This is a genomic window from Mycobacterium sp. E136, assembly GCF_001666865.1.
Lineage (GTDB): Bacteria > Actinomycetota > Actinomycetes > Mycobacteriales > Mycobacteriaceae > Mycobacterium.
Genome location: NZ_LZJE01000038.1, coordinates 1 through 25,847, shown reverse-complemented (window position 1 = coordinate 25,847; position 25,847 = coordinate 1). Strand labels below are relative to the sequence as shown.

Genomic DNA, 25,847 nt, shown 5'->3' with positions numbered 1-25,847 from the left:
GCGGGACCATCCGGTCGCGGCCTACACGGGTTCGACCGAGGCCGCCGAACGCGAACAACTCGAGGCCGACCTGCTGGCCAACCGAGTGAAGGCCCTGATCGCTACCTCAGCACTCGGCATGGGTTTCGACAAGCCCGACCTGGGTTTCGTCGTACATCTCGGCGCACCCTCATCGCCGATCGCCTACTACCAGCAGGTCGGCCGCGCGGGCCGGTCGACGGCCAGCGCCGAGGTGATTCTGTTGCCGGGCCGCGAGGACCAGGACGTCTGGCGGTACTTCTCCTCGGTGGCGTTCCCATCGGAAGCGATGGTGCGCAACGTGATTCGAGCGCTGGACCCGGACCGTCCGCAGTCGACGGCCGCTTTGGAGCCGCTCGTCGATCTGAATCGCACGCGGCTGGAGATGGTGCTCAAGGTGCTCGACGTCGACGGTGCGGTGCGCCGGGTCAGGGGCGGCTGGGTCGGAACGGGGCAGGAGTGGGTCTACGACGAGGCGCGTTATCGCAAGCTCGACGAAGCGCGCAAGCGTGAGCAGCAGGCGATGCTCGATTATCAGGAGACCGACCGCTGCCGCATGGCGTTTCTGCGCGCCCAACTGGACGACCCCGAGCTCACCGAGGGCGAGCGTTGCGGCCGCTGCGACAACTGCACGGGGGCGCGTTACGAGCCCGTCGTCGACGCCGCTGCCGTGGAGGACACCCGAACCCGGCTGATGCGGCCCGGTGTCGAAATCACGCCGCGCAAGCAGTGGCCGACCGGGCTGGGTGCCCTCGGGTTGGATCTCAAGGGCAAGATCGCCGATGGTCCGGAACCCGGCCGGACCATCGGCCGGCTGACCGATCTCGGTTGGGGCGCGCGGCTGCGACGGCTGCTGGACGAGCCGGACGCGGAGGTGCCCGACGACGTCGTGCAGGCGGCCGTGCGGGTGCTGGCGGCGTGGGATTGGGAGAGCCGCCCGACCGTGGTGATGGCGCTGGACTCGGACAGGCATCCGCTGTTGATCACCTCGCTGGCCCGCGAACTCGCCCGGCTCGGCCGTCTCGTCGATCTCGGTGTGTTGCGGTACGCGCCCGAGCGCAGGCCGGTGACCGCGGCGAACTCGGCGTATCGCGTCGCGGCACTACAGGGTGCGTGGGAGGCCCCCGACCCAGCCGGTCTCACCGGTGGTCCGGTGTTGCTGGTCGACGACGTGACCGACACCGGATGGACGCTGACCATCGCGTCCCGGCTGCTCAGAGCGCTGGGCGCACCGGCCGTGCTGCCGTTTGCCCTGGCCAGCGCAAGCTGAACACCCCCGGCGCCGCCCCGACCCCGAGACGTCTCTGTACTGGGGTTGTTTAGCTCGCCCCCGACGCCGGTTACGCATCAGGGAGCGGCCAACGGGTCGCAGACCGAAGGAGTGATTCGATGAAGATGTCCGCAACGACCGTTCGACGCGGCCTGTACGGCATGTTTGCAGGCGGTTTGCTCGCATTCGGGTCCGCCGCGATCGTCACACCGGTCGTGAACGCCCAGCCTGGCCCGGCGCCGACGCAGGACACCACCTGCAGCGTGAGCGCGATCGCCAACACCTCGAGCACGGTGTCGGCCTCGACCAGCACTTACCTCGCCTCGAACCCCGAGGCCAATGAGGCGCTGACCGAGATCGCCGCAAAGCCGCAGGACCAGGCCAAGCAGGACTTCCGCGCTTATTTCGAGGAGAACCCGCGGGTTGAGTCCGAGCTGAAGGCGATCAACCAGCCGGTCACCGAGATCTCGAGCCAGTGTGGTGTCGAGGTGACACCGACGCCGATCTCGGCCGCGTTGACTGACGCCTAAACAGTTACCCCACGCTCACCGCGTCGGTTTCGGCCGGCGCGGTGAGTGCTTTCGGTGAGTGCTTTCATGTCGGCGTCGCGGGCCGCCCAAACAGAACAGCCGCCCTGCGCACCGCAGGGCGGCTGTTGTGTTGAGAGATTTATCGGGTCACCGGATAGGCGACGGGGCAAAACGCTCGAATCCAAAATCTATGTTTGCTGGTCTAACCGTCCCCTTGGGGTTTCGTTCCGCCCAGCTGTGCAGTCACCGAGTCCGCGGTGGCCACCAGTGCGCGCGCGCGCTCGTGTATTTCATTGTCGGTCAGCGCTTTCCCGATGTGCATCGAAGCCACCATGATTTGTCGCTGGTAGTGGTCATACACCGGTGCCGAGATGACGCTGATATCGAATCTGGCGGAGCGGCGTTTGCCTTCTAACCCGTTCTCGCCACGCAGGTAAACGCGCTCACCGATGTCGGACACCAGCTCGCCGAGCAGCGCGCGCAACTCGTCGGGCAGCTGTGTCGACATGCCCGCCATCAACGTGTAGAGCCGCCGGCCACCTGGTGTGAGTCGTTCGACCAGATATCCGTCTGCGCGGCATTCGGCGATCACGCGGTTCAGCCGCTCGGTGTCGGTCCGCAAGGGCAGCGTCGGCTCCTTGGCCAGCCAGTTGCGCTCCGCCTCGTCGTCCCACAGCACGAACATCAGCCCGACGGGGGGTGCGAACGGGTAGCTCTGACCGATCTCGACACCGGGCCGCACGCCGGGCGGAGACACGATGTCCAACAACGTGATCCGGTCATCGACCACGGCCGACAGGGCCGCCGTGACGCCGAATCGCGATGACAGCCTCCGGAGTTCCTCGCGGGCGGCGGGGCTCACGCGCAGCGATTCCTGAGCCCGGTGGCCCAGCGTGATCAGCGATGGTCCCAATCGGTAGGTCTTGTCGGACGGGTCGCGCACCAGGTATCCCGCGTCGGACAGTGTGGTCACGATGCCGAGGCACGTCGGCTTGCTCAACCGGAGACGACGCGCGAGTTCCGAGACGCCGAACCGCTGGCCGGGGTGACGCGCCAGAAAGTCGAGGACGCGCACGACCCGTTCGGTCGGCGGCGATGCACGACCGGACGACTCTGGAGAGCTCACGGTCGAAGGCTACCGAGCGTTCCATATTTGAACCAAGTCGGTCCGTATATTGACTACCGTTAGAACGCGTTCTAGTTTCGCAGTGTGTACTCACAGCCGTTCATCGACGCGATCGCCGAAGCCGAGCACCTGGTATCCACTGCGCCGTTCATCGAGTCGGAGGCGGACCTGCTCGAGGGTCTGCAGTATCTGGCCGGATGTATAGCCGCCTGCGCTCACCTGGCGTTCGACTACGACCGCGACCATCCCTTCATGCAGTCCGGAACCGGACCGTTCACGAAGATGGGCCTCGACAACCCGGACGCCCTCTACTTCGGGACCCGGGTGCAGCCCGGCCATGAGTACGTCGTCACCGGTAAACGTGGCACCACCACCGACCTGGCCTTCCAGCTGCTGGGCGGGGAGTACACCGACGACAACGTGCCACCGAGCCAGGCGGCATTCGACGACCGCGAACTCGACATCGCCGAGGACGGGACGTACGAGTGGCGGTTCACGCCGACCAGCCCGTCGCAGTTGGTCGTCCGCGAGGTGTACAACGACTGGTCCGCGCAGCGGGGCTACATCGCCATCGCGCGCACCGACACCGCGGGCACCGCACCTGCGCCGCCGACCAAGGAGCTCATCGAGAAGCGCTACGCGGTGGCGGGGAAGCAACTGGTCCAGCGCGTGAAGACCTGGCTGCAGTTCCCCCAGTGGTTCTACGACACGCTGCCGGTCAACACCATGGTCGCGCCGCGGCTCACTCCCGGGGGCCTGGCCACCCAGTACTCGTCGGTCGGTCACTTCGACCTGAGACCGGACCAGGCGATGATCATCACGCTGCCCGTGCCCGACGCCCCGTATCTCGGCTTCCAGCTCGGCAGCCTGTGGTACATCTCGCTGGACTACATCAACCACCAGACATCGCTGAACGGCACTCAGGCACAGGCTGATCCGGATGAAAAGATCCGTATCGTCGTCTCCGACGCCAACCCCGGCGTCACGAACTGGTGCGAGACGCTCGGCCATCGCAAGGGATATCTCCAGTTCCGGTGGCAGCGCCTGTCACGCGCTCTGACCGAGGCCGACGGCCCGACCGTCGAGATCGTCGACGTGGACAAGGTCGCCGACGCGCTGCCGTACTACGACAGCAACAAGATCTCCGAAGACGACTGGCGCGCGAGGATCGCATTGCGACAGCAGCAGATTCAGAACAGGATGGTGGGCTGATGACGGGTCTCCTCCAAGACAAGGTCGTCGTCATCAGCGGCGTCGGCCCGGCCTTGGGCACGACGCTCGCGCGCCGGTGCGCGCAGGAGGGTGCGGACGTCGTGCTCGCCGCCCGCACCGTCGAGCGGCTGGAGGATGTCGCCAAGCAGATCACCGATCTGGGTCGGCGGGCGCTGTCGGTCGGGACGGACATCACCGACGATGCGCAGGTGAACAACCTCGTCGACAAAACGATGAAGGCTTACGGCAAGGTCGACGTCCTGATCAACAACGCGTTCCGCGTGCCGTCGATGAAGCCGTTGGCCAACACCACGTTCGAGCACATGCGCGATGCAATCGAGTTGACCGTGTTCGGTGCGCTTCGCCTGATCCAGGGCTTCACGCCGGCGTTGGCGGAGGCCAACGGCTCGGTCGTCAACGTGAACTCGATGGTGGTGCGTCATTCACAGGCGAAGTACGGTGCCTACAAAATGGCGAAGTCGGCGCTGCTGGCGATGTCGCAGTCGCTGGCAACCGAACTCGGTGAGCAGGGAATTCGGGTCAATTCCATTCTGCCGGGCTATATCTGGGGCGGAACGTTGGAAAGCTACTTCAACCATCAGGCGGGCAAGTACGGCACCACGGTCGACGAGATCTACAAGGCGACCGCCGCCGCGTCCGACCTCAAGAGGCTGCCCACCGAGGACGAGGTCGCATCGGCGATCCTGTTCATGGCCAGCGACCTGTCCAGCGGGATCACCGGCCAGGCACTGGATGTCAACTGTGGGGAGTACAAGGCGTGAGCCCTCGCACCGACGTCGGCACCGTCGAGGATCTGCACGCATCTGCCACCAAGGCCTGCGGTCTCGACGATTTCGGCAGCGACGACGACAACTATCGCGAAGCTCTCGCTGTGCTGCTCGAGTCGTACCGCCGCGACGCGGATCTCACCGAGTTCGGCAGCAAGATGCAGCGGTTCTTCGTGCGTAACGCGCTCGTCGCGCGGCTGGTGTCGGAAGCGGCGTGGAAGCAGTACCCGCAGCACGCCGACGTCGAGATCTCCAAGCCGATCTTCGTGACGGGCCTGCCCCGCACCGGCACCACCGCCATCCACCGGCTACTGGCCACTGACCCCCGACACCAAGGGCTGGAGTTGTGGCTCGCCGAGTTCCCGCAGCCCCGGCCGCCTCGCGAAACCTGGTCGGAGAACCCGGTTTTCGCGCAACTCGACGCCCAGTTCAGCAAGGCGCACGCGGAGAATCCGGATTACACCGGCCTGCACTACATGACCGCCGACGAGGTCGAGGAATGCTGGCAGTTGCTGCGCCAGTCCCTGCATTCGGTGTCATACGAGACGTTGGCCCATATCCCGATGTACTCGCGATGGTTGGCAGAACAGGACTGGACGAAGCCGTATCAGCGCCACCGCAGAAACCTTCAGCTGATCGGGCTCAACGAACCGGAGAAGCGCTGGGTCCTGAAGAATCCGAGCCACCTGTTCGCGCTCGACGCCCTCTTCAAGACGTATCCCGATGCGCTGGTCATCCAGTGCCACCGCCCGCCGGAGACGATCATGGCGTCGATGTGCTCGCTGGCCCAACACACCACCGAGGGATGGTCCACCACCTTCGTCGGCGAGACGATCGGGCGCGACTCGTTGGAGACCTGGTCGCGAGGGCTGGAGCTGTTCAATGCCGAACGGGCGAAACACGATCCGGCGCAATTCTACGACCTGGACTACTTCGCGTTGATCAAAGATCCAGTCGGCGCAGTGGCCGACATCTACCGTGCGTTCGGGATCGAGTTCACCGACGAGGCACGAGACGCGATGACCGCGACGCACGAGGAGAGCAAGAAAGGGCCGCGGGCACCCAAACACTCGTACTCGCTGGCCGATTACGGCCTGACCGACGACGAGGTCAAGGAGCGGTTCAAGGGACTCTGACCGTTCGGCTCAGGCGGTGGTGTTCGCCAGCTTGTTGATGCGCTCGAGTGCGTCCTCGGCCAGTGATCTCACGTCATAGCCGTTCGCAGGGCCGCACGTGGAGATCTCGACGGCGGCGTTGTGTGCGGCGATCAACGCGCTGTCGCATGCCCAGTCGTCACCCTTGAACGACCACAGCACGATCTCGCGTGAACCGGAATCGACCGGTGCCAAGAGCTCGAAGACATAGTCGCGGCCGGCCATGCTGGTGACCCGGAACGGTGTTCCGTGGCAGGACTCGATCGTCCGCTTCGCTTGTGCGAGGGCCTCACCGGCGTCGAAATCTGCTCGATAGACGCCGATCATCTCTTCGACGTACACGTCGAGACCGCTGTTCGTGGTCATCCAGTGCCCACCGTCGTACGCCGCGGGATCGTGGTCGACGATGAACGGCGGGTCGACCTCGCGCGCCACTCCCGCGCACTCGGCCGGCTCGACGGATACGAACAGGTTGCCGTCGCTCTTCGACACTTTCGGGCTCAGCAGGTCGCCGATCTGTCCGGCCGTGATCGGCGCGACCGGCGGTTCCGGAGTCGGCGGCGGGCCGTCGACGACCCGTGTGCAGGCGGCAGCGCTCATCGCGAACAGACAGAAAGTCGCCCAAAATCGCCGCATTTCGGGCGACTTTACGTCCCTCGGATCGCGCGTGGGCCCATCTCGACGGGATAGGCCGGGTGATGAACGATCTAGCCGTCGCCGGGCGGGGGCGCGGAGCACTTCTCCTCCAGGCATCCTTCGGCCACAGCGTGTTTGATGCTGTCGGCCAGCCGGGGGCAGGCTTTCTCGCGGGCGGGATCGCCGCCGGACGCCCGGATCTCGGAGAAGTACGCGCAGCGTCGCGACGCCTCGGTGTTCCACTGCACCGAGGTGTGTGCCGGTCCCAACTTCTTGACGTCGACCGACACGTGGCAGAACCGGCAGTCGACGGATACCAGGCCCGAGCTCAGATACCGCTCACGATCGCGTTGGGTGGCCTCACGCAGCGCCGCTGCCCGCTCGGCATCGAAAATCGGTGCCTTCGTGGTGGTTCCGGCTGTCGAGCCACCGCCGTGGCCGTGGTCGTCGTCATGCCCACCGTGCAGCAGCAACATCGCTCGCGCCAGCCGGTCGACGTCGGCGGGGCCGACAATCCGACTAGAGTCGGGGGCTTCGTCGCGCGGGCTCATGACTGCGTTTGTTCAGCCTTCTCTTTCTCTTCGGCCTGGCGCTTGAGGTTCTCCTCGACCTCGACATGCCACTTCTCGTTCGCCGCCGTGGTGTCGACCTCGATCTCGAAGCGGTCCGTCATATCGGGGGTGACGTCCGCGACGTCGACGTAGAACTGCTGATACCACCGGCGCATCTGGTAAACCGCGCCGTCCTCCTCGACGAGCAGCGGATTGTCGATGCGGGTCTTGTGCTTCCAGATCTCCACGTCCTGCAGGAAGCCCTTGCTGACTCCCTCGGTGAACGTGTTGGCCAGCTTCTCGGTCATCTCCTCGTCCAGCCCCTTGGGCTTTTCGACGATGACGCCCCACTGCAGCATGAACGAGTTCTGGGTGACCGGGTAGTGGCAGTTGATCAGGATCGACTCGGCCTTGTAGCCGCCGTAGTTGTTGTGCAGCCAGTTGATCATGAACGACGGGCCGAAATAGGACGCCTCCGAATCGAGGTGCGCCTCACCGTAGGTGGTGCCCATGTCGCTGATATCGGGCCGACCGACGTTGTGCAGATACTGCGACGCGATGTGGCCCTCGAAGACGTTCTTGAAGTACGTCGGCAAGCCGTAGTGGATGTAGAAGAAGTGCGCCATGTCGGTGACGTTGTCGATGATCTCCCGGCAGTTGGCGTTCTCGATCAGGATCGAGTTCCACTTCCAGTCGGTCCACTCGTCGCTCTCGACCTCCGGGATCTCGGGGATCCGGACCTCGGGCTGTGGCGGATTGCCTTCGTGGTCGTGCCAGACGAACAACAGCCCGCCACGAACGTCGGTCTCCCAGGCGCGGGTGCGGGCCAGCCGCGGCGTGCGCTTCGCGTAGGGCACCAGCTTGCACTTGCCGTCGCCGCCCCAGCGCCAGTCGTGGAACGGGCACGCCACTTCGTCGCCCTTGATCGTGCCCTGGGCGAGGTTGCCACCCATGTGGCGGCAGTAGCCGTCGAGGACCTTCACGTCGCCGTGCGAGTCGGCGAAGACCACGAGCATGGTGCCGAAGATCTCGATGCCGTGCGGCTTGCCGTCCAGGTAGTTCTTCACCGGGCCCAGGCAGTGCCATCCCCGGGCGTACCGGTCGGGCAGGGCGCCGGTGTCGATCTCACGAATTCCCGCGCTGTCGGTAGTCACGGTGGGCCTCCCGGTTCTGTGTCTCTAACTAGAACACGTTACAGTTTTGTCCGCTCCACACGCAATCTGTGCAGGTAATCCGCCTCCTCATGAAGCGCTCATCGCGCGCCAACTAGGGGTATAACCAAACGATGCCGTTGTACTCCTTCGAGGGGCGCGCACCGACGATCGATCCGGACGCGTTCATCGCGCCGACGGCCACGCTGGTGGGTGACGTACACGTCGAGGCGGGTGCGTCGGTGTGGTTCAACGCCGTGCTGCGGGCCGACTTCGCCCCGATCGTGGTGCGTGAGGGCGCCAATGTGCAGGACGGCTGCGTTCTGCACGCCCCGCCGGGCATCCCCGTCGACGTGGGACCCGGCGCGACGGTCGCGCACGCCTGCGTCGTGCACGGCGCGCACATCGGCGCGGAGGCGGTGCTCGCCAATCACTGCACGGTGCTCGACGGGGCGGTCATCGGCGCTCGCACCCTGATCGCGGCGCACTCGCTCGTCATCGGTGGCACGAAGATCCCCGACGAAGTTCTGGTGACCGGAGCACCGGCCAGGGTGCGCGGTCCGATCGCCGGAACCGGCGCGGAGATGTGGGTGAACACCAACCCCGGCGCGTACCAGGAGCTGGCGCGTCGTTACTCGACGGGTCTGCAACGCGTCGAGGAGTGATCGCTACCGCTTCGTGAGGCCGGCGCGAAGGGCGACATCCTGCATCTTGCCGATCTTGACCACGAACTCGTCGGTGGTGGCGTCGCCGAGCGCGCTTTGGAATTCGAGCCGCACCAGCGCCGGGCCCTGGGTGAACAGCAGCATCGTGACCGCCTTGCTGTGGTCGATCGATTGACCGACGGCGATGGTGCCGTCAGTGCCGACCGGGACCGGTCGGGGTGTCGCGTCGGCGACCACCTGGTCGAGCCTGGGAATGGCCTCGCGCAGCGTCTTGGTCGCGGTCTCGGCGTCCGGGTAGACCACGATCGTGTTGGAGATCGCGCGGGTGTCGTCCTGATTGACGAACAGGGCGCTCGCCCCGGGCAGACCTCCGGGCGCGGGGTTCGTCGACTGGACGGTGAAGGTGTCTTCGTCGTCGCTGAGATCGGACGCCTCGAGCAGCAGGTGGCTGTAGTCCACGGGCTCAGCCGTATCGCCGCTGCGGCTTGTCGTGGGCGCGGCCGGCGCCGACGTCGTGGACGAGGTCGCGGACGGGACTCCGAGGCCTCCGCTCGGGTTGGGCCCGGACGCGTCGTCGCAGCCGGCGGTGACGGCGCAGATGACGGCCGCCACCGCCGCCGCGGACAGCGGTTTCGACAGTGTGAGACGGCGGTGTTCAAACATGGGATTCGGACTCCGTGTGTGTGCGTAGAGCTCGTCTTCCGAAGGTACTGAACCGGACGAATGCACTGGACACAGCGCTGTGGCCGATCAGGTGAGCGGTAGCGTGGCGCCATGACCATCGGTCGGGTCGCCGAACTGTGGCGCTATCCAGTGAAGTCGTTGGGCGGCGAACGCGTCGAGCACGTCGATATCGGCCCGCGCGGAGTCACCGGCGACCGATTGTGGGCGGTGCGCGATCTCGAGCGCGACGTGACCGCGTCGGCGCGCCGCCTCCCGGCGCTGCTCAACGCCACCGCGCGGTACGTCGCCCCGCTGCCCGCGGACGCCGGTCCCGGAAACGTGCCCGAGGTCGCGATCACCTTCCCGGACGGAAGCGAGTTGTCCAGCGGTGACGACGCTGTGCACGCCAAGCTGTCGGAATTGGCGGGACGTGAGGTGCGCCTGACCGCGCTGCCGCCCGCCGAGGACACCAGCCTGCACCGGCTGAGCAAGCACGAACGCGACAACGCGTCGATCGCCTCGCTGCGCACCGACTTCGGCGTCGATCAGGGTGAGAAGCTGCCTGATGTCTCGATGTTCCGGATCGCCGACCTCGCGATGTTCGCTCGCTTCTCGACGCCGCCGGGGATGTTCGTCGACCTCGCGCCGGTGCACGTGCTGAGTATGACGAGTCTTGCGACGGTCGGCGCCGACGTGGGCGGTGATCCTCTCGACGTACGGCGCTTCCGGCCGAATGTGCTTCTCGCGCTCGATGATCCGTCCGACGGGCTGCCTGAAGCGCAGTGGACCGGTGGGCATCTCACCCTGGGGGGCGCGGTGCTGGAGGTGACGATGCCGACGATCCGCTGTGTGGTCCCGAGCCGCGGACAGCCGGGCCTCGAGGTCGACCGCCGCATCACCAAGGCCGTCGCCGCGCGGGCACAGCGCTGCCTGGGCAGCTACTGCTGGGTGGACACCGCGGGCGCGGTGCGCGTGGGCGACGCGGTCGATCTGCGCGGGGCGGCTGTTCCCAAACGCGTGCTCGGTGATGCGGTCAGGCGGGCAAAACGGTTCACGTTGAGCCTCGCCGCCTCGGCCGCGGACCGGCTCGGCCGCTAGATCTTTCGTGCGCTCGCGGTGGCGCGGTCCAGCTCCCAGAAGGCCCTCAGCGCAACGATCTTGCCCTCGTCGTCGACGCGGTAGGTGAACACGCCTTCGGCCGTCACCTCGTAACCGGCGGACCGGATGACGATATGGCCGACGTTGGCCTCCTCGTTACCGCACTGGTACGTGTTCTCGAAGTTGAACTGCAACTCGCTGGACGCGATCGCCATGTCGTAGAACTTCGCGATGGCTTCCTTGCCGCGATGGCCTTTACCCTCGGGGTCGAAGTGCGACGGCCCGATGGGGTCCTCCACGATCGCGTCGTCGGCGAAGTTGTCCAGCCAGGCCTGCTTGTCGTGGGCGATCGCCGCCTCGCGGGATCGCTTGCCCGCCAGGTGCACCGGAGCGTCCGGATTGGTGACGGTCATCGGGATCAGTCCTGCCAGCCCGAGTGGATGTAAGTTTCGGCGAAGCGCTTCATCGCGTCGAGCTTGGGTTGCAGCGGTGCGTCGAAGCCCAGTCCCTCGAACACCCATGGCATCACGATGTTGTCGGTGACGCCGGATTCGGCGAGTTCACGGTGGCCGTCGACGCCGAACTTGTCGATGCATACGGCCTGGAACTCGAACGGGTCGTCGGCCCGGCCGTATTCGGCGAGCAGCGCCTTCAACTTGGCGATCGTTTCGGCCAGCTGCTCGCCGGTCATCATCGCGCTGGTCCATCCATCGCCGACGCGTGCCGCGCGCTTGAGCGCGACGTCGGTGTGGCCGCCGACGTAGAACGGGACCGGTTGGGTGGGCGCCGGGCTCATCTGAAGCTTGTCGAAGTCGTAGAACTCGCCGTGGAACTCCACCATGCCGCCGGCCAGCACGAGTTTGATCACCTCGATCATCTCGTCGACTCTCTTGCCGCGGCGCGCGTACGGCTGGCCACACCACTCGAACTCCTCGGGGGCCCAACCGATCCCGACACCGAAACCGAACCGGTTGTTGGTCAGGTTGGCCACCGAGCCGACCTGGCGCGCGAGCAGCAGTGGATTGCGCGAACCCAGCTTCATCACGTTGGTGTAGAAGCGCAGCGTCGACGTCACCGCACCCATCGCCCCTGCGGCGATCAGCGGATCGACCCAGGGGGTGTTCTCGTCCCACATCCGCGAGCCGTCCGGCGTGTACGGGTAGTCCGCCGCTTGCTTCTCCATGTAGAAGATGGAGTCCGGCAACGCGATCGAGGTGAAGCCGACCTCCTCGGCCGTCTTCGCGATCTCGGTCAGCTGGTCGATCTGACACATCGGCACCGCGCAGGTGTACTGCATACGGGACATGGTCAGGCCGTCGGCTTGTCGCTGGAGACCACCCACATCGAGTAGTACTGCGAGCCGCCGCCGTACGCGTGGCCGAGCGCCTTGCGGGCGCCCTCGACCTGGTGGTCGCCGGCCTTGCCCATCACCTGGATCGCCGCTTCGGCGAAGCGGATCATGCCGGAGGCACCGATCGGATTCGACGACAGCACACCGCCGGACGCGTTGAGCGGGATGCGTCCGCCGATCGCCGTCTCGCCCGCCTCGGTCAGCTTCCAGCCTTCTCCTTCCGGCGCGAAACCGAGGTTCTCCAGCCACATCGGCTCGAACCACGAGAACGGCACGTAGACCTCGGCGACGTCGATCTCGTCGATCGGGCTCGTGATCCCGGCCGCCTTCCACAACGCCGCTGCGGCATCACGGCCCGCCTGCGGATTGACCTGGTCACGCCCCGAGTACGCGAGCGGTTCGGTCCGCAGCGCCGTCGCATGAATCCAGGCGACCGGATTGCCTTCGGCGAGACGCTGTTCGGCGATCTCCTCGTTGCCGATCACCAGGGCACAGGCACCGTCGGACGACGGGCACGTCTCGTCGAATCGGATGGGGTCCCACAGCATCTGGGATGACATCACCTTCTCCAGGGTGATGTCGGGCTGATGCAGATGCGCCAGCGGGTTCTTGGCGCCGTTGAGCCGGTCCTTGACTGCCACCATCGCACCGATGTGGTTGGGCGCCCCGGAGCGGCGGATGTACGCGCGCACGTGCGGGGCGAAGTACCCACCGGCGCCGGCGCCGACGGGTTTGGTGAACGGCACCGGAATGCTCAACGCCCACATGGCGTTCGACTCGGACTGTTTCTCCCACGCCATCGCCAGCACGCGCCGGTACTTACCTGACTGCACCAGGCTGGCGGCCACGACCGCGGTCGACCCGCCGACCGAACCGGCGGTGTGCACGCGGATCAACGGCTTGTTCGTTGCGCCGACGGCGTCGGCCATGAACAGCTCGGGCATCATCACGCCCTCGAAGAAGTCGGGCGCCTTGCCGACCACCACCGCGTCGATGTCGTCCATCGTCGCGCCCGCGTCCGCCAGCGCCTTGTCGATGGCCTCGCGCACCAGGCCGTTCATCGACACGTCCTGGCGCTTGGCGACGTACTTCGTCTGACCGGTGCCCAGTACCGCAGCGAGATTCTTCGACATCAGGCGTGTCCTTCCAGAACGGCCACCAGGTTCTGTTGCAGCGCAGGACCGCTCGTCGCGTGCGCCAGCACACGCTGCGCCGAACCGTTGAAGATGTGTTGTGCGGCGAACCCGATGCGCTCGAGACCCGCGGAGAACATCGGGTTGGCGGACAACGCGCCGCCCGAAGGGTTCACCTTCGTCGAGGAGGGCAGCCCGATGGCCTCGGTGAGGATCAGGTGCTGGTGGGTGAACGGTGCGTAGATCTCGGCCACGTCGATCGATCCCGTGTCGCCGCCGGTGGCCGCTTGGGCGGACGCCGCCGTCGACGGCGACGTGGTCAGATCTCGGGCGCCCAATATCGGCGTCTCGACGCGATGTTCGATTCCGGTGATCCACGCCGGGTTCTCGCGGAGTTCACGCGCCCGCTCGCCGGCGGCGAGCACGATCGCCGACGCACCATCGGTGATCGGCGCGATGTCGTGGCGGCGCAATGGATCCGCGAAGTACGGCCGCTCGACGAGTTCGGAGATCGCCTTCGCCTCGTCTGAGGCAGTCGGAGCCTTCTCGCTGTCGGTGCGGCCGGCGGCCGCCATCGCGTCCAGTGCCACCTGAGCCATCTGCTCGGCGGTCCACTTGCCGGCGTCGAGCCCGAAGCGGGCCTGCAGGCCCGCCATCGACACCGCGTCCGGCCACAGCGGGGCGACGGTGTAGGGATCGGTCTGCAGCGCCAGCACGCGGCGCAGCACACCGGCGCTGGACTTGCCGAAGCCGTACACCAGCGCGGTGTCCACCTCGCCGGTGAGGATCTTGATGTAGGCCTCGTAGAGCGCCCACGCCGCGTCCATCTCGACATGCGACTCGTTGATCGGTGGCACCGCTCCGATCGAGTCGATCGCGGAGATGAACGAGAACGCCCGGCCCGCAAGGTAATCCGAAGACCCCGAGCACCAGAAGCCGATGTCGGTCTGCTTCAGGCCGAGCTCGTCGTAGAGCCGGTGAAAACACGGCATCAACATCTCGACGCCGTTGGTGGTTCCGTCGGTGCGGCGCACATGCGGTGCGTGCGCGAACCCGACGATTGCTACATCTCTTGAATCGGTCACGTCCAGCCCTTTACAGGTGGTGCTTGTAGGAGTCGTAGTCGGCGTCGGGCTCACCCGTCGGCCGGAAGTGGTCGATGTTGTCGATGCCCAAACCCCACTCTTCGCGGGGCTTCCAGACCGCCTCCACGCGCATGCCCATGCGGACCTCGCTCGCCTCGATCTCGGTCACCAGATGCAGGAAGGGGATGTCGGCGCCGTCGAGCAGGACGTAGGCAGCCACGTAGGGCGGCTTGATGCGTTGTCCCGCAAAGGGGATGTTGATGACGGCGAACGTCGTGACGGTGCCCTTGTCGGGCAACTCGATGAACTCGTCGAGCTCCAGGCCCGTGGCCGGATCGGCCTCCTTGGGCGGGAAGTACACCTTGCCGGGCTTGCCGTCACGGCCGCTCTTGGTTCGCGCCCCGAGCAGCTTGCCCTCCTCGAGCGCGCGTAGGAAGGTGCTCTCGGGCAGGGATGCGGTGTGCTGGATCTCGATCGACGACGGCGTCACCTGGACGGTGACCGGGTCGCGGTCGTCGGGTTGACCCTGCGGTTCGGCGTCCTCGCCGGGTACGAAGTACGCGATGTCGGTGATGGCCCCGACCGGCTCGTCGACCCAGTGTGCGTGCACGCGTGTTCCTGCGCTGATGGAGTCCGCGGAACCCGCGTCGACCGCGTGCAGCAGCGGGGTGTCGGCGCCGTCCAGCTTGATCAGCGCCCAGGCGAACGGACGGTCCAGAGGCTGGCCCTCGAGGGGGGCCGGCTGCCACGTCCACGACACCACGGTGCCGACGGCGGCCACCGGTACGATTTCCGTCAATCGCTCGTAGGTCACGGGATCGAACTCGGCCGGCGGCACGTGCACCCGCCCATCCGAACCGCGCACTCCGACGATGCGTCGCTCGCGCAGGGCGGTGAAGAACTGCGACAGGAGTGGTCCGACTGAACGGGTGTAGTCGAATGAGAGCCTTAGCGGCGCTGAAAGCGGCGGCTCATGCGGATCGATCTGCACCGGGCTGCTTTGGCTGGTGGTCACGGCATCGAGTAGAACAGGTTCTAACAATGGTTTCAAGACACCGTTATGAGGTCTGCGAATGAAGCTCGGACTGCAGTTGGGGTATTGGGGCGCGCAACCGCCCGAGAATCACGCCGAACTGGTCGCCGCCGCCGAGCAGGCCGGCTTCGACACGGTGTTCACCGCCGAGGCCTGGGGCTCGGACGCCTACACGCCGCTGGCGTGGTGGGGCCGCGAGACCACGCGCATGCGGCTGGGCACGTCGGTGATCCAGCTGTCCGCGCGCACCCCGACCGCGTGCGCGATGGCGGCGCTGACACTCGACCATCTCTCCGGCGGTCGTCACATCCTCGGGCTCGGGGTGTCCGGACCGCAGGTCGTGGAGGGTTGGTACGGCCAGAAGTTCCCCAAGCCGCTGGCCCGCACCCGTGAGTACATCGACATCCTGCGTCAGGTGTGGGCGCGCGAGGCGCCCGTGCGTAGCGACGGCCCGCACTACCCGCTGCCGTTGGCCGGGGAGGGCACCACGGGTCTGGGCAAGAACCTCAAACCGATCACTCATCCGCTGCGCGCCGACATCCCGGTGATGCTCGGCGCCGAAGGGCCGAAGAACGTCGCGCTGGCCGCCGAGATCTGCGACGGATGGCTGCCGATCTTCTACTCGCCGCGCATCGCCGACATGTACAACGAGTGGCTCGACGAGGGCTTCGCCCGCCCGGGTGCGCGCCGCAGCCGCTCCGACTTCGAGATCTGCGCGACGGCCCAGGTGGTCGTCACCGACGACCGCGCCGAGATCATGGAGCTGATGAAGCCGCATCTGGCGCTGTACGTGGGCGGCATGGGTGCCGAGGACACCAACTTCCACGCCGACGTCTACCGCCGGATGGGTTATGCGGAAGTCGTCGAGGACGTGACGAAGCTGTTCCGCTCTGGACAAAAGGACGGCAAAGAGCGAGCGGCCAAGATCATCCCCGACGAGTTGGTCGACGACTCGGCCATCGTCGGCGACCTCGGTTACGTGCAGGAACAGATCAAGGCATGGGAAGCCGCGGGCGTGACGATGATGGTCGTCGGCGCGCGTTCACCCGAGCAGATCCGGGATCTCGCCGCGTTGGTCTGATCGGGTAGACACTTCCTTGCTTGTTGTCTACCCGGCGTTCTAGATTGACGCGATGACCCAGCACACCATCGCGGGCACGGTGCTCACCATGCCGGTGAAAATCCGCAAAGCGCACCAGCACATGGCGATGTTCTCGGTGAACGCCGACGCCGCCCAACGAATGATCGACTACAGCGGGCTGAAGGTCTGCCGGTTCCTGCCGGGACGCGCGATCGTGGTGCTGATGCTGATGCGCTACGAGGACGGCGACCTCGGCCAGTACTACGAGTACGGCACGAACGTGATGGTGAACCCGCCGGGATCGGATGCGTCCGGGCCGCGGGCCCTGCAGTCGGCGGGCGCGTTCATCCACCACCTGCCGGTCGACCAGGCCTTCACCCTCGAGGCAGGCACCAAGATCTGGGGTTATCCGAAGGTCATGTCGGAGTTCACGATTCGTGACGGGCACACCTACTCGTTCGACGTCAGCATCGACGGCCAGTTCGCGGTCGGCATGGATTTCCGGCCCGGCCTCGCGGCCCCCGCGGCGTTCACGTCCAAGCCGCAGGCGCACCCCACCTACTCGTGCCGCGACGGGGTGCTGCGCCGGACCGTCGGCGAGATGAGGCTCAGCGACGTGCGCTACCGGCCAGGCGGCGCCCGGGTCCGGCTAGGCGAACATCCCTATGCGAAGGAACTGGCGTCGCTAGGCTTTCCCAAACGCGCGTTGTTCTCCAGTTCGGCTGCGAACGTGGAGATGTCGTTCGCGGATGCAGAGGAGCTTCGATCGTGACTGTTACGGCACCGCAGACCAAACCCGACGTCGACCTCACCGACGGCGCCTTCTACGCAGGCGACTCGCGGTCGGTCTACAAGTGGATGCGCGAGAACGAGCCGGTCTTCCGCGACCGCAACGGATTGGCCGCCGCCGCAACCTATGCCGCGGTGATCGAGGCCGAGCGCAACCCGGAGTTGTTCTCCAACGCCGGCGGCATCCGACCCGACCAGCCGGGCGTCGAGATGATGATCGAGATGGACGACCCGCAGCACCTGTTGCGGCGCAAGCTCGTCAACGCCGGCTTCACCCGCAAGCGGGTCAAGGACCTCGAGGGCTCGATCGCGAACCTGTGCGACACGCTGATCGACAATGTGTGTGAGCGCGGCGAGTGCGACTTCGTCTGGGACATCGCGGCGCCGCTGCCGATGGCCGTCATCGGCGACATGCTCGGCGTGCGTCCCGAGGAACGCGAGATGTTCCTCAAATGGTCCGACGACCTGGTCAGCTTCCTGAGCAGCACCGCGGATCCCGAGCAGTTCCAGGTCACCATGGACGCGTTCGCGGCCTACAGCGAATACATGATGGGCATGATCGCGGTCCGCAAGGACGAGCCGACCGACGATCTGGTCAGCGTGCTGGTGCACGCCGAGGTCGAGGGCAGCAAGCTCGAAGACCATCAGATCGTCACCGAGGTGCTGCTGCTGTTGATCGGCGGCGACGAGACCACCCGGCACACGTTGTCCGGCGGCACCCGGCAGTTGCTGTTGCACCCCGATCAGCATCGGCGCCTCGCGTCCGATCTGTCGTTGCTGCCCAACGCGATCGAGGAGATGCTGCGCTGGACGGCGCCGGTGAAGAACATGGCGCGGACGATCACCGCCGACACCGAATTCCACGGAACGGCCCTCAAAGAGGGCGAGAAGATGATCCTGCTGTTCGAGTCGGCCAACTTCGACGAGAAGGTGTTCGACGACCCGGAGTCTTTCGATATCGAGCGCTATCCGAACAACCACCTGGCGTTCGGCTTCGGCACGCATTTCTGCCTGGGCAACCAGCTGGCGCGGCTCGAGCTGTCGATCATGCAGACCAAACTGCTGCAGCGGCTGCCCGATCTGCGGCTGGCCTCCCGAGACGAGTTGCCGTTGCGGCCCGCCAATTTCGTGAGCGGTCTGGAGAAGATGCCGGTGGTGTTCACGCCGACGGCGAAGGTGCTCTAGTCCAGTTCGTGAAACGAGCGACGGAAATCGGACCGAAACCGTCGCAGGTTTCACAACCGAGCGAGGGCGCGGGACGACGCCGCGGGCCTACTTCATCTGGAAGTTCGGGGCCCGCTTCTCCTTGAACGCTCGCGGCCCCTCCTTGGCGTCGTCGCTGAGGAACACCGGGATGCCGTTGGCGGTGTCGGGCTTGAACGCCTCGTTCTCGTGCATGCCCTCGGTCTCGCGGATGGTCTTGAGGATCGCCTGCACGGCGAGCGGGCCGTTGTTGTTGATCACCTCGGCGATCTCCAACGCCTTGTCCAACGCGGTTCCGTCCGGCACCACGTAACCGATCAGCCCGTACTCCTTGGCCTCCGCGGCGGTGATGTGGCGTCCGGTCAACAGCAGATCGCACGCAATGGTGTACGGAATCTGGCGCACCAGGCGCACCGCCGAGCCGCCCATCGGGTACAGGCTCCACTTGGCCTCGGAGATGCCGAACTTGGCGCTCTCGCCGGCGATGCGGATGTCGGTGCCCTGCAGGATCTCGGTGCCACCGGCGATCGCCGGGCCCTCGACCGCGGCGATCAGCGGCTTCGTCAGCCGTCGGCCCTTCAGCAGCGCGTCGATGCGCGACGGGTCGTAGCTGCCGTCCTTGAACGAGTCGCCCGGTGGTTTGGCCGTCGCGGCCTTGAGGTCCATACCCGCACAGAAGTAGCCGCCGGCGCCGGTGAGGATGCAGGTGCGGATCTCGGGATCGTTGTCCACGCGGTCCCAGGCCTCGACCATGATCGAGAGCATCTCGGTCGAGAGCGCGTTGCGCGCCTCCGGCCGGTTCAGCGTCACGATCAGGGTGTGTCCGCGCTGCTCAATGAGGGCGTCAGGGCCCTTCTGGGGATCACTCACGGGGGTTCGCCTTCCAGCGTCGATGCCACAGACTTGTCTGGAAATGTAACACGTTCTAGTTTAGGTTCCGTGGCCCTGAACATCGCTGATCTAGCCGAGCACGCCATCGACGCTGTGCCAGACCGTGTCGCCCTCATCTGCGGCGACGACCAGCTGACGTATGCCCAATTGGAGGAGCAGGCCAACCGGTTGGCCCACTACCTGCTCGACCAGGGCGTCAAGAAGGACGACAAGGTCGGCCTTTACTGCCGCAACCGCAACGAGATCGTCGTTGCGATGCTGGGCATCGTCAAGGCCGGGGCCATCCTGGTCAACGTCAACTTCCGCTACGTCGAGGGCGAGCTGAAGTACCTGTTCGAAAACTCCGACATGGTCGCGGTGGTGCACGAGCGCCGCTACGCCGACCGCGTCGCGAACGTGCTTCCCGAGACCCCCGCGGTCAAGACCGTCCTGGTGATCGAGGACGGCAGCGACGACGACTTCGAGCGCTACGGCGGCGTCGAGTTCTACTCCGCCCTCGAACAGGGTTCACCGGAACGTGATTTCGGACCCCGCAGCGAGGACGACATCTACCTGCTGTACACCGGCGGCACCACCGGCTTCCCCAAGGGCGTGATGTGGCGCCACGAGGACATCTACCGGGTGCTCTTCGGCGGCACCGATTTCGCCACCGGCGAGTTCGTCAAGGACGAGTACGACCTGGCGAAGGCGGCCGCGGAGAACCCGCCGATGGTCCGCTACCCGATCCCGCCGATGATCCACGGCGCCACCCAGTCGGCGACCTGGATGTCGCTGTTCTCCGGTCAGACCACGGTGCTGGCACCGGAGTTCGATGCCGACGAGGTGTGGCAGACCATCGAGAAGCACAAAGTGAACCTGTTGTTCTTCACCGGCGACGCGATGGGCCGCCCCTTGCTCGATGCGCTGGTAAAGCTGCACGAGTCCGGTCGCGAGCCCGACCTCTCCAACCTGTTCCTGCTGGCGAGCACCGCCGCACTGTTCTCCACCAGCATCAAGGAGAAGTTCCTCGAACTGCTGCCCAACCGGGTGATCACCGACTCGATCGGGTCCTCGGAGACGGGTTTCGGCGGCACCAGCATCGTGGCCAAGGGGCAGTCGCACACCGGCGGTCCGCGGGTGACGATCGATCACCGCACCGTCGTGCTCGACGAGAACGGCAACGAGGTCAAGCCCGGATCGGGTGTGCGCGGGCTGATCGCGAAGAAGGGCAACATCCCGGTCGGCTATTACAAGGACGAGAAAAAGACCGCCGAGACGTTCAAGACATTCAACGGAATTCGCTACGCCATCCCCGGTGACTACGCGGAGGTCGAGGCCGACGGCACGGTCACGATGCTGGGCCGCGGTTCGCAGTCGATCAACAGCGGCGGCGAGAAGATCTACCCCGAAGAGGTCGAGGCCGCGCTCAAGGGCCATCCCGACGTGTTCGACGCGCTCGTGGTCGGGGTGCCCGACGAGCGCTACGGTCAGTGCGTGGCGGCCGTCGTGCACCGCCGGCCGGGCACCAATCCGACGCTGGCCGATCTCGACACGTTCGTGCGCCGCGAGATCGCGGGTTACAAAGTGCCGCGCAAGGTTTGGTGGGTCGACGAGATCCACCGGACCCCGGCGGGTAAGCCGGACTACCGGTGGGCCAAGGACACCACCGAGGAGCGGCCTGCCGACGATGTGCATGCCAACCATGTGGGATCGGCGTCGTGACCGGGATGCGCACTGAACTCTGCGATCGGTTCGGCATCGAGTACCCGATCTTCGTGTTCACGCCGTCGGAGAAGGTCGCCGCCGCGGTCAGCAAGGCCGGCGGGCTGGGCGTGCTGGGCTGCGTGCGGTTCAACTCGGCCGACGATCTCGAAGACGTGCTGTGCTGGATGGACGAGAACACCGACGGCAAGCCCTACGGCGTCGACGTGGTGATGCCCGCCAAGGTGCCCCAGGAGGGCACCGCGGTCGACATCGACAAGCTGATCCCGCAGAGCCATCGCGACTTCGTCGACAAGACGCTCGCCGATCTCGGGGTTCCGCCGCTGCCCGAGGACGGGGCGCGCAACGAGGGTGTGCTCGGCTGGCTGCACAGCGTGGCACGCTCACATGTGGAGGTCGCGCTCAAGCATCCGATCAAGCTGATCGCCAACGCGCTCGGGTCACCACCGAAGGATGTCATCGACCAGGTGCACGCCGCGGGAGTTCCGGTCGCCGCGTTGGCCGGCAGCGCCAAACACGCTCAGCGCCATGTGGACAACGGCGTCGACATCGTGGTCGCGCAGGGCCACGAAGCCGGCGGCCACACCGGTGAGATCGGCTCGATGGTGCTGTGGCCGGAGATCGTCGACGCGCTCGGCGGGAAGGCCCCGGTGTTGGCGGCCGGCGGTATCGGCACGGGCCGGCAGGTCGCGGCCGCGTTGGCGCTCGGCGCGTCGGGTGTGTGGATGGGTTCGGCGTTCCTGACGGCGGCCGAGTACGACCTCGGGCACCGCAAGCCCGGCGGCGTCTCGACGATCCAGGAGGGGCTGCTGCGGGCGACGTCGGCCGACACCGTGCGCCGGCGGATCTACACCGGTAAGCCCGCTCGTCTGCTGAAGACGAAATGGACCGACGCGTGGGATGCGCCCGACGCGCCGGAGCCGTTGCCGATGCCGCTGCAGAACATTCTCGTCAGCGAGGCCCATCAGCGGATGAACGAGTCGGACAACCCCGACACCGTGGCGATGCCGGTGGGTCAGATCGTGGGGCGGATGAACGAGATCCGCCCGGTCGCCGACATCATCGCCGAGCTGGTGGAGGGTTTCGAGGAGGCCACCCGCCGCCTCGACGGCATCCGCGGCGACTGACTTCCCGGTCGAGCGTGGGCTCGACGCACGTGGATTCGCGGAATGCGTGACACAACCCCACGCTCGGCGCGACGTATGCGCTATCGCGGGATCGGATACACGCGGTCGGCGCAGTCGGTGCCCTCGGCGGCCAGCTGCCGTTTGATCACCTTGAACGTCTCGGTGCGCGGCAGCGCCGTGCTGATCCGCACGTACGACGGCCACTGCTTCGGCCCGAGATCGGGCTGCGCCGAGAGGAATTCGCGGAACGTATCGGTGTCGAAGGTCGCGCCTTCGGTGAGGGTCAGCGCGGCCATCACCTGGTCGCCCACATCGGGCGCGGGTATCCCGTAGACCGCCACCTCCACGACGTCGGGGTGCCGCAGCAGCACCCGCTCGATCGGTGCCGCGCCGAGGTTCTCGCCGTCGACCCGCATCCAGTCGCCCAGCCTGCCCGCGAAGTACGCGTAACCGTTCTCGTCGCGGTACGCCAAGTCGCCACTGTGGTACACGCCGCCGCGCATCCGCTCGGCGTCGGCCTCCGGATCGTTGTAGTAACCCTCGAAACGCCCTGCGTCCGAGAGGTTCACCAGCTCACCGGTCACACCCGGTGGACACGGTTCGCCGGTGTCGACGTCCACGATCTCGGTGCCGGGTGGCAGCGGACCCAGCGAGCCCGGGGGAGTGTCCGGTGTGCGGGCGATCGCGATCCCGCCCTCGGTCGAACCGAACCCGTCCATCACCACCGTGCCGAACCGCTTCGCGAACCGCTCGACATCGGCAGGCGCACCCTCGTTGCCGTACACCGCCCGCAACGGGTTGTCCGCGTCGTCCGGAAGCTCCGGTGTGGCAAGGACATACGACAGCGGCTTACCCACGTAGTTCGCGTACGTTGCGCCGAAGCGACGGACATCGGGCAGGAACTGCGAGGCGGAGAACTTGCGACGCAACGCCAGTGAGCTCTGCGAGGCCAGCGCCACCGCCCAGCCGACCAGCACCGCGTTCGAGTGGAACAGGGGCATCGATACGTAGCAGACGTCGCGGGGTCCCAGGTCGAAGCGCTGTGTCATCGTCACACCCGCCACCGCGACCTTGCCGTGGCTGCATTTGACGGCCTTCGGGTCACCGCTGGTGCCCGATGTGTAGATCAGCATGAACAGGTCCGTGGGATCGGCCTGCCGCACCTCGACCGGCGCACCGGCGAAGGCCGCCACCTCGGCTGCCCATTCCGGTGAGTCGACATCGATGTGGTCGATACCGTCGATCACGTCTCGTGATCCCGAATCAGCAAGCACCAGTTGGCAATCGGCATGGGTGATGTCGCGCTGCAGCGCCGCCCCGCGCCGGACGGGGTTGAGGCCGACCGGCACGATGCCGGTCAGTCCCGCGGCGGCGAGGACCGCCGAAAAGAACGGCGTGTTCTGCAGCAGCACCCCGACGTGAGGGGGCCGGTCGGGATCGAGGCGCGCCCGTAACGCGGCGGCGGCGGCCGCGGCGTCCCGCAGGTGATCACGCCAGGTGGTGAACGTCTCCTCGAAGAGCACGCCGCGGTCGTCGACGTCGATCAGGGGCGCCAACAGGTCGGCGACCGTGGGCAGCTTGTTCACATCACGCGGGCGTATCGGCCAACTCCCGGCCGATGCGCAGCAGTTGCCCCGTGGCGCCGCCGACCGCGAACTCGGTCTGCTTGGCCGCCAGGAAATACCGGTGCACGGGGTGGTCGATGTCGATCCCGACCCCGCCGTGCACGTGCACGGTGGTGTGGGCGACGCGGTGACCGGCGTCGGCGGCCCAGAACGCGGCGGTGCCCACGTCGAGATCGGCCGGAAGATCCTCGGAGAGCCGCCACGCGGCCTGGGTCAGGGTCAACCGGAGCGCCTTGACGTCGATGTAGCCGTCGGCCAGTCGTGACGACACCGCCTGGAAGCTGCCGATCGGCCGGTCGAACTGCTCGCGTTCGCGGGCATATTCCGCGGTGAGCTCGAGTGCGCGCTCGAGCACACCGAGCTGAAAAGCACTGTGGCCCAACATCGTCTGGGTGGTCAGCCACGCGGCGACATCAGCGTCGCCGACCGCGCGGCCGGCATCGACCTGGGTGCCCTGCAGTTCGAGGTGTCCGATGCTGCCGTGACCGGTGGTGCTCAACGACTCGACCGTCACGCCGGGGTCCGCCGCGGCGACCAGGAAAACCTTGACGCCCGAATCTGTTTCGGCCGGGATCAGGAATGCGTCGGCCACGGGACCGTACGGAACCTGCGTGCGCGACCCGGTGAGCCGGTAGCCACCGTCGCTCGACTGGGCCTGCACCGGACCCTGACCCATCTCGCCGTCGAGCGCGACGGTGAGCACCTTGTCGCCCTTGATCGCGGGCACCGCCCACTCCTGCTGCAGCGCGTCCGGGCCGAACTTGGCCAGCGCGCCGGCGCCCAGCACGACCGATTCGAGGTAGGGCACCGCGGACAACTGCCTGCCGAGTGCGACCAGGATGGCCACCTGTTCGAGCACGCCGAATCCGCCGCCGCCCACCGACTCGGGAGCGGCGGCCGACAGCACGTCGGCCTCGATCAGCTTGCCCCACAGCGTTTTGTCGAACCTCTGGTCCTGCCCGTCGAGTTCACGCTGGCGCTCCGGCGTCACGACGGAGTCGACGATCGTGCGGACCAATCCGCCGAGATCCTCCGACGCTTCGGTTGTCTTGAAATCCATGGCGGGTCCTATCGGTTCACTCGGGGCAGGCCGAGCGCGACCATGCCGATGATGTCGCGCTGAATCTCGTTGGTGCCGCCGCCGAACGTCAGGATCAGGCAGCTGCGGTGCATCCGTTCGATCCGCCCGCGCAACAGGGCCCCCGGCGTGCCGGGGCGCAGGGTGGCCGCGGTGCCCAGCACCTCCATCAGCAGACGGTAGGCCTCGGTGGCCAGTTCGGTGCCGTACACCTTGGCCGCGGACGCGTCCGCGGGTGAGGGGGCGGCGTCGTCGGCGGACGCCAGTTCCCAGTTGATCAGCTTGAGCACCTCGGCCTTGGCGTGCACCCGGGCCAGGTTGAGCTGCACCCACTCCGAGTCGATCAACCGGTTGCCGTGCACGTCCTTGGTGTTCTGGGCCCACTCACGAACTCCGCCCAGCGCCACGAAGATCGGCTGAGCAGACACGAGTGCGACGCGCTCGTGGTTGAGCTGGTTGGTCACCAGCTTCCAGCCGGCGTTCTCCTCACCCACCAGGTTGGTCACGGGCACCCGCACGTCCTGGTAATAGGTGGCGCTGGTGTCGACGCCCGCCATGGTGTGCACCGGCGTCCACGAGAACCCCTCGGCCGTGGTGGGGACGATCAGCATCGAGATCCCGCGGTGCTTTTTGGCCTCGGGATTGGTGCGCGCGGCCAGCCACACATAGTCGGCGTAGGCGATCAGGCTCGTCCACATCTTCTGGCCGTTGATCACATAGTCGTCGCCGTCGCGAACTGCGGTGGTGCGCAGCGACGCCAGATCGGTGCCCGCCCCGGGCTCGGAGTAGCCGATCGAGAAGTGCAGTTCGACGGCGACGACTATGTGATCAACGGCCAGAAGATGTGGACGAGCCTGATCGCCTACGCCGACTATGTGTGGCTGGCCG

At 66.5% G+C, this 25,847-nt stretch carries 26 protein-coding genes; 12 read left to right on the top strand and 14 right to left on the bottom strand.

Annotated elements, in window-relative coordinates:
• Positions 1 to 1,288 (top strand): helicase-related protein (locus tag A5698_RS03290; RefSeq protein ID WP_286144301.1); only part of this gene is annotated, 1,288 nt, incomplete at its 5' end.
• A gap of 119 nt (positions 1,289 to 1,407) precedes the next feature.
• The gene (locus tag A5698_RS03285) at positions 1,408 to 1,818 is read left to right on the top strand and encodes a hemophore-related protein (RefSeq protein ID WP_068293287.1); all 411 of its coding nucleotides are present in this window, start codon (positions 1,408 to 1,410) and stop codon (positions 1,816 to 1,818) included.
• A gap of 202 nt (positions 1,819 to 2,020) precedes the next feature.
• On the opposite strand, the gene A5698_RS03280 is transcribed toward A5698_RS03285, so the two are convergent.
• Positions 2,021 to 2,944 (bottom strand): IclR family transcriptional regulator, encoded by a 924-nt coding sequence (locus tag A5698_RS03280; protein WP_068293282.1) that lies wholly within the window; start codon positions 2,942 to 2,944, stop codon positions 2,021 to 2,023.
• A gap of 84 nt (positions 2,945 to 3,028) precedes the next feature.
• On the opposite strand from A5698_RS03280, the gene A5698_RS03275 reads away from it, so the two are divergent.
• From A5698_RS03275 to A5698_RS03265, 3 genes are read left to right on the top strand one after another with little or no spacing between them, the layout of a single operon-like run.
• A complete protein-coding gene (locus A5698_RS03275) occupies positions 3,029 to 4,156 on the top strand; it encodes a hypothetical protein (protein WP_068293273.1) in 1,128 nt (375 codons plus the stop codon).
• The gene (locus A5698_RS03270; RefSeq protein WP_068293270.1) at positions 4,156 to 4,938 is read left to right on the top strand and encodes an SDR family oxidoreductase; all 783 of its coding nucleotides are present in this window, start codon (positions 4,156 to 4,158) and stop codon (positions 4,936 to 4,938) included. Before A5698_RS03275 ends, A5698_RS03270 begins: the two co-directional genes overlap by 1 nt.
• On the top strand, positions 4,935 to 6,080 hold the full coding sequence (locus A5698_RS03265) for a sulfotransferase family protein (protein WP_068293267.1): 1,146 nt from the start codon (positions 4,935 to 4,937) through the stop codon (positions 6,078 to 6,080). The genes A5698_RS03270 and A5698_RS03265 overlap by 4 nt, the downstream gene beginning before the upstream one ends.
• A 9-nt stretch (positions 6,081 to 6,089) precedes the next feature.
• On the opposite strand, the gene A5698_RS03260 is transcribed toward A5698_RS03265, so the two are convergent.
• From A5698_RS03260 to A5698_RS03250, 3 genes are all read right to left on the bottom strand, one after another.
• Entirely contained in the window at positions 6,090 to 6,698 is a 609-nt protein-coding gene (locus A5698_RS03260) for a sensor domain-containing protein (RefSeq protein ID WP_231967286.1), read from the bottom strand.
• 107 nt (positions 6,699 to 6,805) lie between these two features.
• Positions 6,806 to 7,285, bottom strand: a complete 480-nt coding sequence (locus A5698_RS03255) for a hypothetical protein (RefSeq protein WP_068293259.1) — start codon at positions 7,283 to 7,285, stop codon at positions 6,806 to 6,808.
• Entirely contained in the window at positions 7,282 to 8,439 is a 1,158-nt protein-coding gene (locus A5698_RS03250) for a 3-ketosteroid-9-alpha-monooxygenase, oxygenase component (RefSeq protein ID WP_068293256.1), read from the bottom strand. Before A5698_RS03250 ends, A5698_RS03255 begins: the two co-directional genes overlap by 4 nt.
• Positions 8,440 to 8,570: 131 nt before the next feature.
• Here A5698_RS03250 and A5698_RS03245 point away from each other — a divergent pair, with 131 nt between their 5' ends.
• Positions 8,571 to 9,101, top strand: coding sequence for a gamma carbonic anhydrase family protein (locus A5698_RS03245; protein ID WP_067287944.1), 531 nt, complete (start codon positions 8,571 to 8,573; stop codon positions 9,099 to 9,101).
• Positions 9,102 to 9,104: 3 nt separating this feature from the next.
• Here the strand turns inward: A5698_RS03245 and A5698_RS03240 are convergent, their stop codons facing one another.
• Positions 9,105 to 9,764 (bottom strand): hypothetical protein, encoded by a 660-nt coding sequence (locus A5698_RS03240; protein ID WP_068293255.1) that lies wholly within the window; start codon positions 9,762 to 9,764, stop codon positions 9,105 to 9,107.
• A gap of 111 nt (positions 9,765 to 9,875) precedes the next feature.
• Here A5698_RS03240 and A5698_RS03235 point away from each other — a divergent pair, with 111 nt between their 5' ends.
• Positions 9,876 to 10,862, top strand: a complete 987-nt coding sequence (locus A5698_RS03235; protein ID WP_197506621.1) for an MOSC domain-containing protein — start codon at positions 9,876 to 9,878, stop codon at positions 10,860 to 10,862.
• Here A5698_RS03235 and A5698_RS03230 read toward each other — a convergent pair.
• Genes A5698_RS03230 through A5698_RS03210 form a run of 5 tightly spaced genes read right to left on the bottom strand, consistent with a single transcriptional unit; the run spans position 10,859 to position 15,446 of the window.
• A complete protein-coding gene (locus tag A5698_RS03230; protein ID WP_068293253.1) occupies positions 10,859 to 11,275 on the bottom strand; it encodes a nuclear transport factor 2 family protein in 417 nt (138 codons plus the stop codon). The genes A5698_RS03235 and A5698_RS03230 overlap by 4 nt on opposite strands.
• Positions 11,276 to 11,280: 5 nt before the next feature.
• Positions 11,281 to 12,159, bottom strand: a complete 879-nt coding sequence (locus A5698_RS03225; protein ID WP_068293249.1) for a TIGR03619 family F420-dependent LLM class oxidoreductase — start codon at positions 12,157 to 12,159, stop codon at positions 11,281 to 11,283.
• A gap of 11 nt (positions 12,160 to 12,170) precedes the next feature.
• The gene (locus A5698_RS03220; protein WP_068293244.1) at positions 12,171 to 13,346 is read right to left on the bottom strand and encodes a thiolase family protein; all 1,176 of its coding nucleotides are present in this window, start codon (positions 13,344 to 13,346) and stop codon (positions 12,171 to 12,173) included.
• Complete coding sequence (locus tag A5698_RS03215) at positions 13,346 to 14,431, bottom strand: thiolase family protein (RefSeq protein ID WP_197506619.1); 1,086 nt, start codon at positions 14,429 to 14,431, stop codon at positions 13,346 to 13,348. Before A5698_RS03215 ends, A5698_RS03220 begins: the two co-directional genes overlap by 1 nt.
• 10 nt (positions 14,432 to 14,441) lie before the next feature.
• Complete coding sequence (locus A5698_RS03210) at positions 14,442 to 15,446, bottom strand: Zn-ribbon domain-containing OB-fold protein (protein ID WP_068293242.1); 1,005 nt, start codon at positions 15,444 to 15,446, stop codon at positions 14,442 to 14,444.
• 58 nt (positions 15,447 to 15,504) lie between these two features.
• Between A5698_RS03210 and A5698_RS03205 the strand changes: the two genes are divergently transcribed.
• From A5698_RS03205 to A5698_RS03195, 3 genes are read left to right on the top strand one after another with little or no spacing between them, the layout of a single operon-like run.
• A complete protein-coding gene (locus tag A5698_RS03205) occupies positions 15,505 to 16,545 on the top strand; it encodes an LLM class F420-dependent oxidoreductase (RefSeq protein ID WP_068293239.1) in 1,041 nt (346 codons plus the stop codon).
• A 52-nt stretch (positions 16,546 to 16,597) separates the two neighbouring features.
• Positions 16,598 to 17,317: an acetoacetate decarboxylase family protein gene (locus tag A5698_RS03200; RefSeq protein ID WP_068293236.1), complete on the top strand. Its 720-nt coding sequence runs from the start codon at positions 16,598 to 16,600 to the stop codon at positions 17,315 to 17,317.
• Entirely contained in the window at positions 17,314 to 18,519 is a 1,206-nt protein-coding gene (locus A5698_RS03195; protein ID WP_068293227.1) for a cytochrome P450, read from the top strand. Before A5698_RS03200 ends, A5698_RS03195 begins: the two co-directional genes overlap by 4 nt.
• Positions 18,520 to 18,606: 87 nt before the next feature.
• Here A5698_RS03195 and A5698_RS03190 read toward each other — a convergent pair whose 3' ends face one another.
• Positions 18,607 to 19,407: a crotonase/enoyl-CoA hydratase family protein gene (locus A5698_RS03190; protein ID WP_067084305.1), complete on the bottom strand. Its 801-nt coding sequence runs from the start codon at positions 19,405 to 19,407 to the stop codon at positions 18,607 to 18,609.
• A 33-nt stretch (positions 19,408 to 19,440) separates the two neighbouring features.
• Between A5698_RS03190 and A5698_RS03185 the strand changes: the two genes are divergently transcribed.
• Together A5698_RS03185 and A5698_RS03180 are read left to right on the top strand one after the other, a co-directional pair.
• Positions 19,441 to 21,129, top strand: a complete 1,689-nt coding sequence (locus A5698_RS03185) for an acyl-CoA synthetase (protein ID WP_197506617.1) — start codon at positions 19,441 to 19,443, stop codon at positions 21,127 to 21,129.
• Between the two features lie 5 nt (positions 21,130 to 21,134).
• Positions 21,135 to 22,256 (top strand): NAD(P)H-dependent flavin oxidoreductase, encoded by a 1,122-nt coding sequence (locus tag A5698_RS03180; protein WP_068293290.1) that lies wholly within the window; start codon positions 21,135 to 21,137, stop codon positions 22,254 to 22,256.
• Between the two features lie 80 nt (positions 22,257 to 22,336).
• On the opposite strand, the gene fadD17 is transcribed toward A5698_RS03180, so the two are convergent.
• The 3 genes from fadD17 to A5698_RS03165 all read right to left on the bottom strand — a co-directional run.
• Positions 22,337 to 23,842 (bottom strand): long-chain-fatty-acid--CoA ligase FadD17, encoded by a 1,506-nt coding sequence (gene fadD17, locus A5698_RS03175; RefSeq protein ID WP_068293219.1) that lies wholly within the window; start codon positions 23,840 to 23,842, stop codon positions 22,337 to 22,339.
• A gap of 1 nt (position 23,843) precedes the next feature.
• Positions 23,844 to 24,941 (bottom strand): acyl-CoA dehydrogenase family protein, encoded by a 1,098-nt coding sequence (locus tag A5698_RS03170; protein ID WP_068293217.1) that lies wholly within the window; start codon positions 24,939 to 24,941, stop codon positions 23,844 to 23,846.
• Between the two features lie 8 nt (positions 24,942 to 24,949).
• On the bottom strand, positions 24,950 to 25,847 hold an 898-nt coding region (locus A5698_RS03165; protein WP_231967285.1), incomplete at its 5' end, for an acyl-CoA dehydrogenase family protein.

Excerpts from the sequence above, each read along its gene's own strand:
- A5698_RS03285 (WP_068293287.1), top strand. The coding sequence starts at position 1,408 with ATGAAGATGTCCGCAACGACCGTTCGACGCGGCCTGTACGGCATGTTT.
- A5698_RS03270 (WP_068293270.1), top strand. The coding sequence starts at position 4,156 with ATGACGGGTCTCCTCCAAGACAAGGTCGTCGTCATCAGCGGCGTCGGC.
- A5698_RS03260 (WP_231967286.1), bottom strand. The coding sequence starts at position 6,698 with ATGAGCGCTGCCGCCTGCACACGGGTCGTCGACGGCCCGCCGCCGACT.
- A5698_RS03255 (WP_068293259.1), bottom strand. The coding sequence starts at position 7,285 with ATGAGCCCGCGCGACGAAGCCCCCGACTCTAGTCGGATTGTCGGCCCC.
- A5698_RS03245 (WP_067287944.1), top strand. The coding sequence starts at position 8,571 with ATGCCGTTGTACTCCTTCGAGGGGCGCGCACCGACGATCGATCCGGAC.
- A5698_RS03240 (WP_068293255.1), bottom strand. The coding sequence starts at position 9,764 with ATGTTTGAACACCGCCGTCTCACACTGTCGAAACCGCTGTCCGCGGCG.
- A5698_RS03235 (WP_197506621.1), top strand. The coding sequence starts at position 9,876 with ATGACCATCGGTCGGGTCGCCGAACTGTGGCGCTATCCAGTGAAGTCG.
- A5698_RS03230 (WP_068293253.1), bottom strand. The coding sequence starts at position 11,275 with ATGACCGTCACCAATCCGGACGCTCCGGTGCACCTGGCGGGCAAGCGA.
- A5698_RS03225 (WP_068293249.1), bottom strand. The coding sequence starts at position 12,159 with ATGCAGTACACCTGCGCGGTGCCGATGTGTCAGATCGACCAGCTGACC.
- A5698_RS03220 (WP_068293244.1), bottom strand. The coding sequence starts at position 13,346 with ATGTCGAAGAATCTCGCTGCGGTACTGGGCACCGGTCAGACGAAGTAC.
- A5698_RS03205 (WP_068293239.1), top strand. The coding sequence starts at position 15,505 with ATGAAGCTCGGACTGCAGTTGGGGTATTGGGGCGCGCAACCGCCCGAG.
- A5698_RS03200 (WP_068293236.1), top strand. The coding sequence starts at position 16,598 with ATGACCCAGCACACCATCGCGGGCACGGTGCTCACCATGCCGGTGAAA.
- A5698_RS03180 (WP_068293290.1), top strand. The coding sequence starts at position 21,135 with ATGCGCACTGAACTCTGCGATCGGTTCGGCATCGAGTACCCGATCTTC.
- A5698_RS03170 (WP_068293217.1), bottom strand. The coding sequence starts at position 24,941 with ATGGATTTCAAGACAACCGAAGCGTCGGAGGATCTCGGCGGATTGGTC.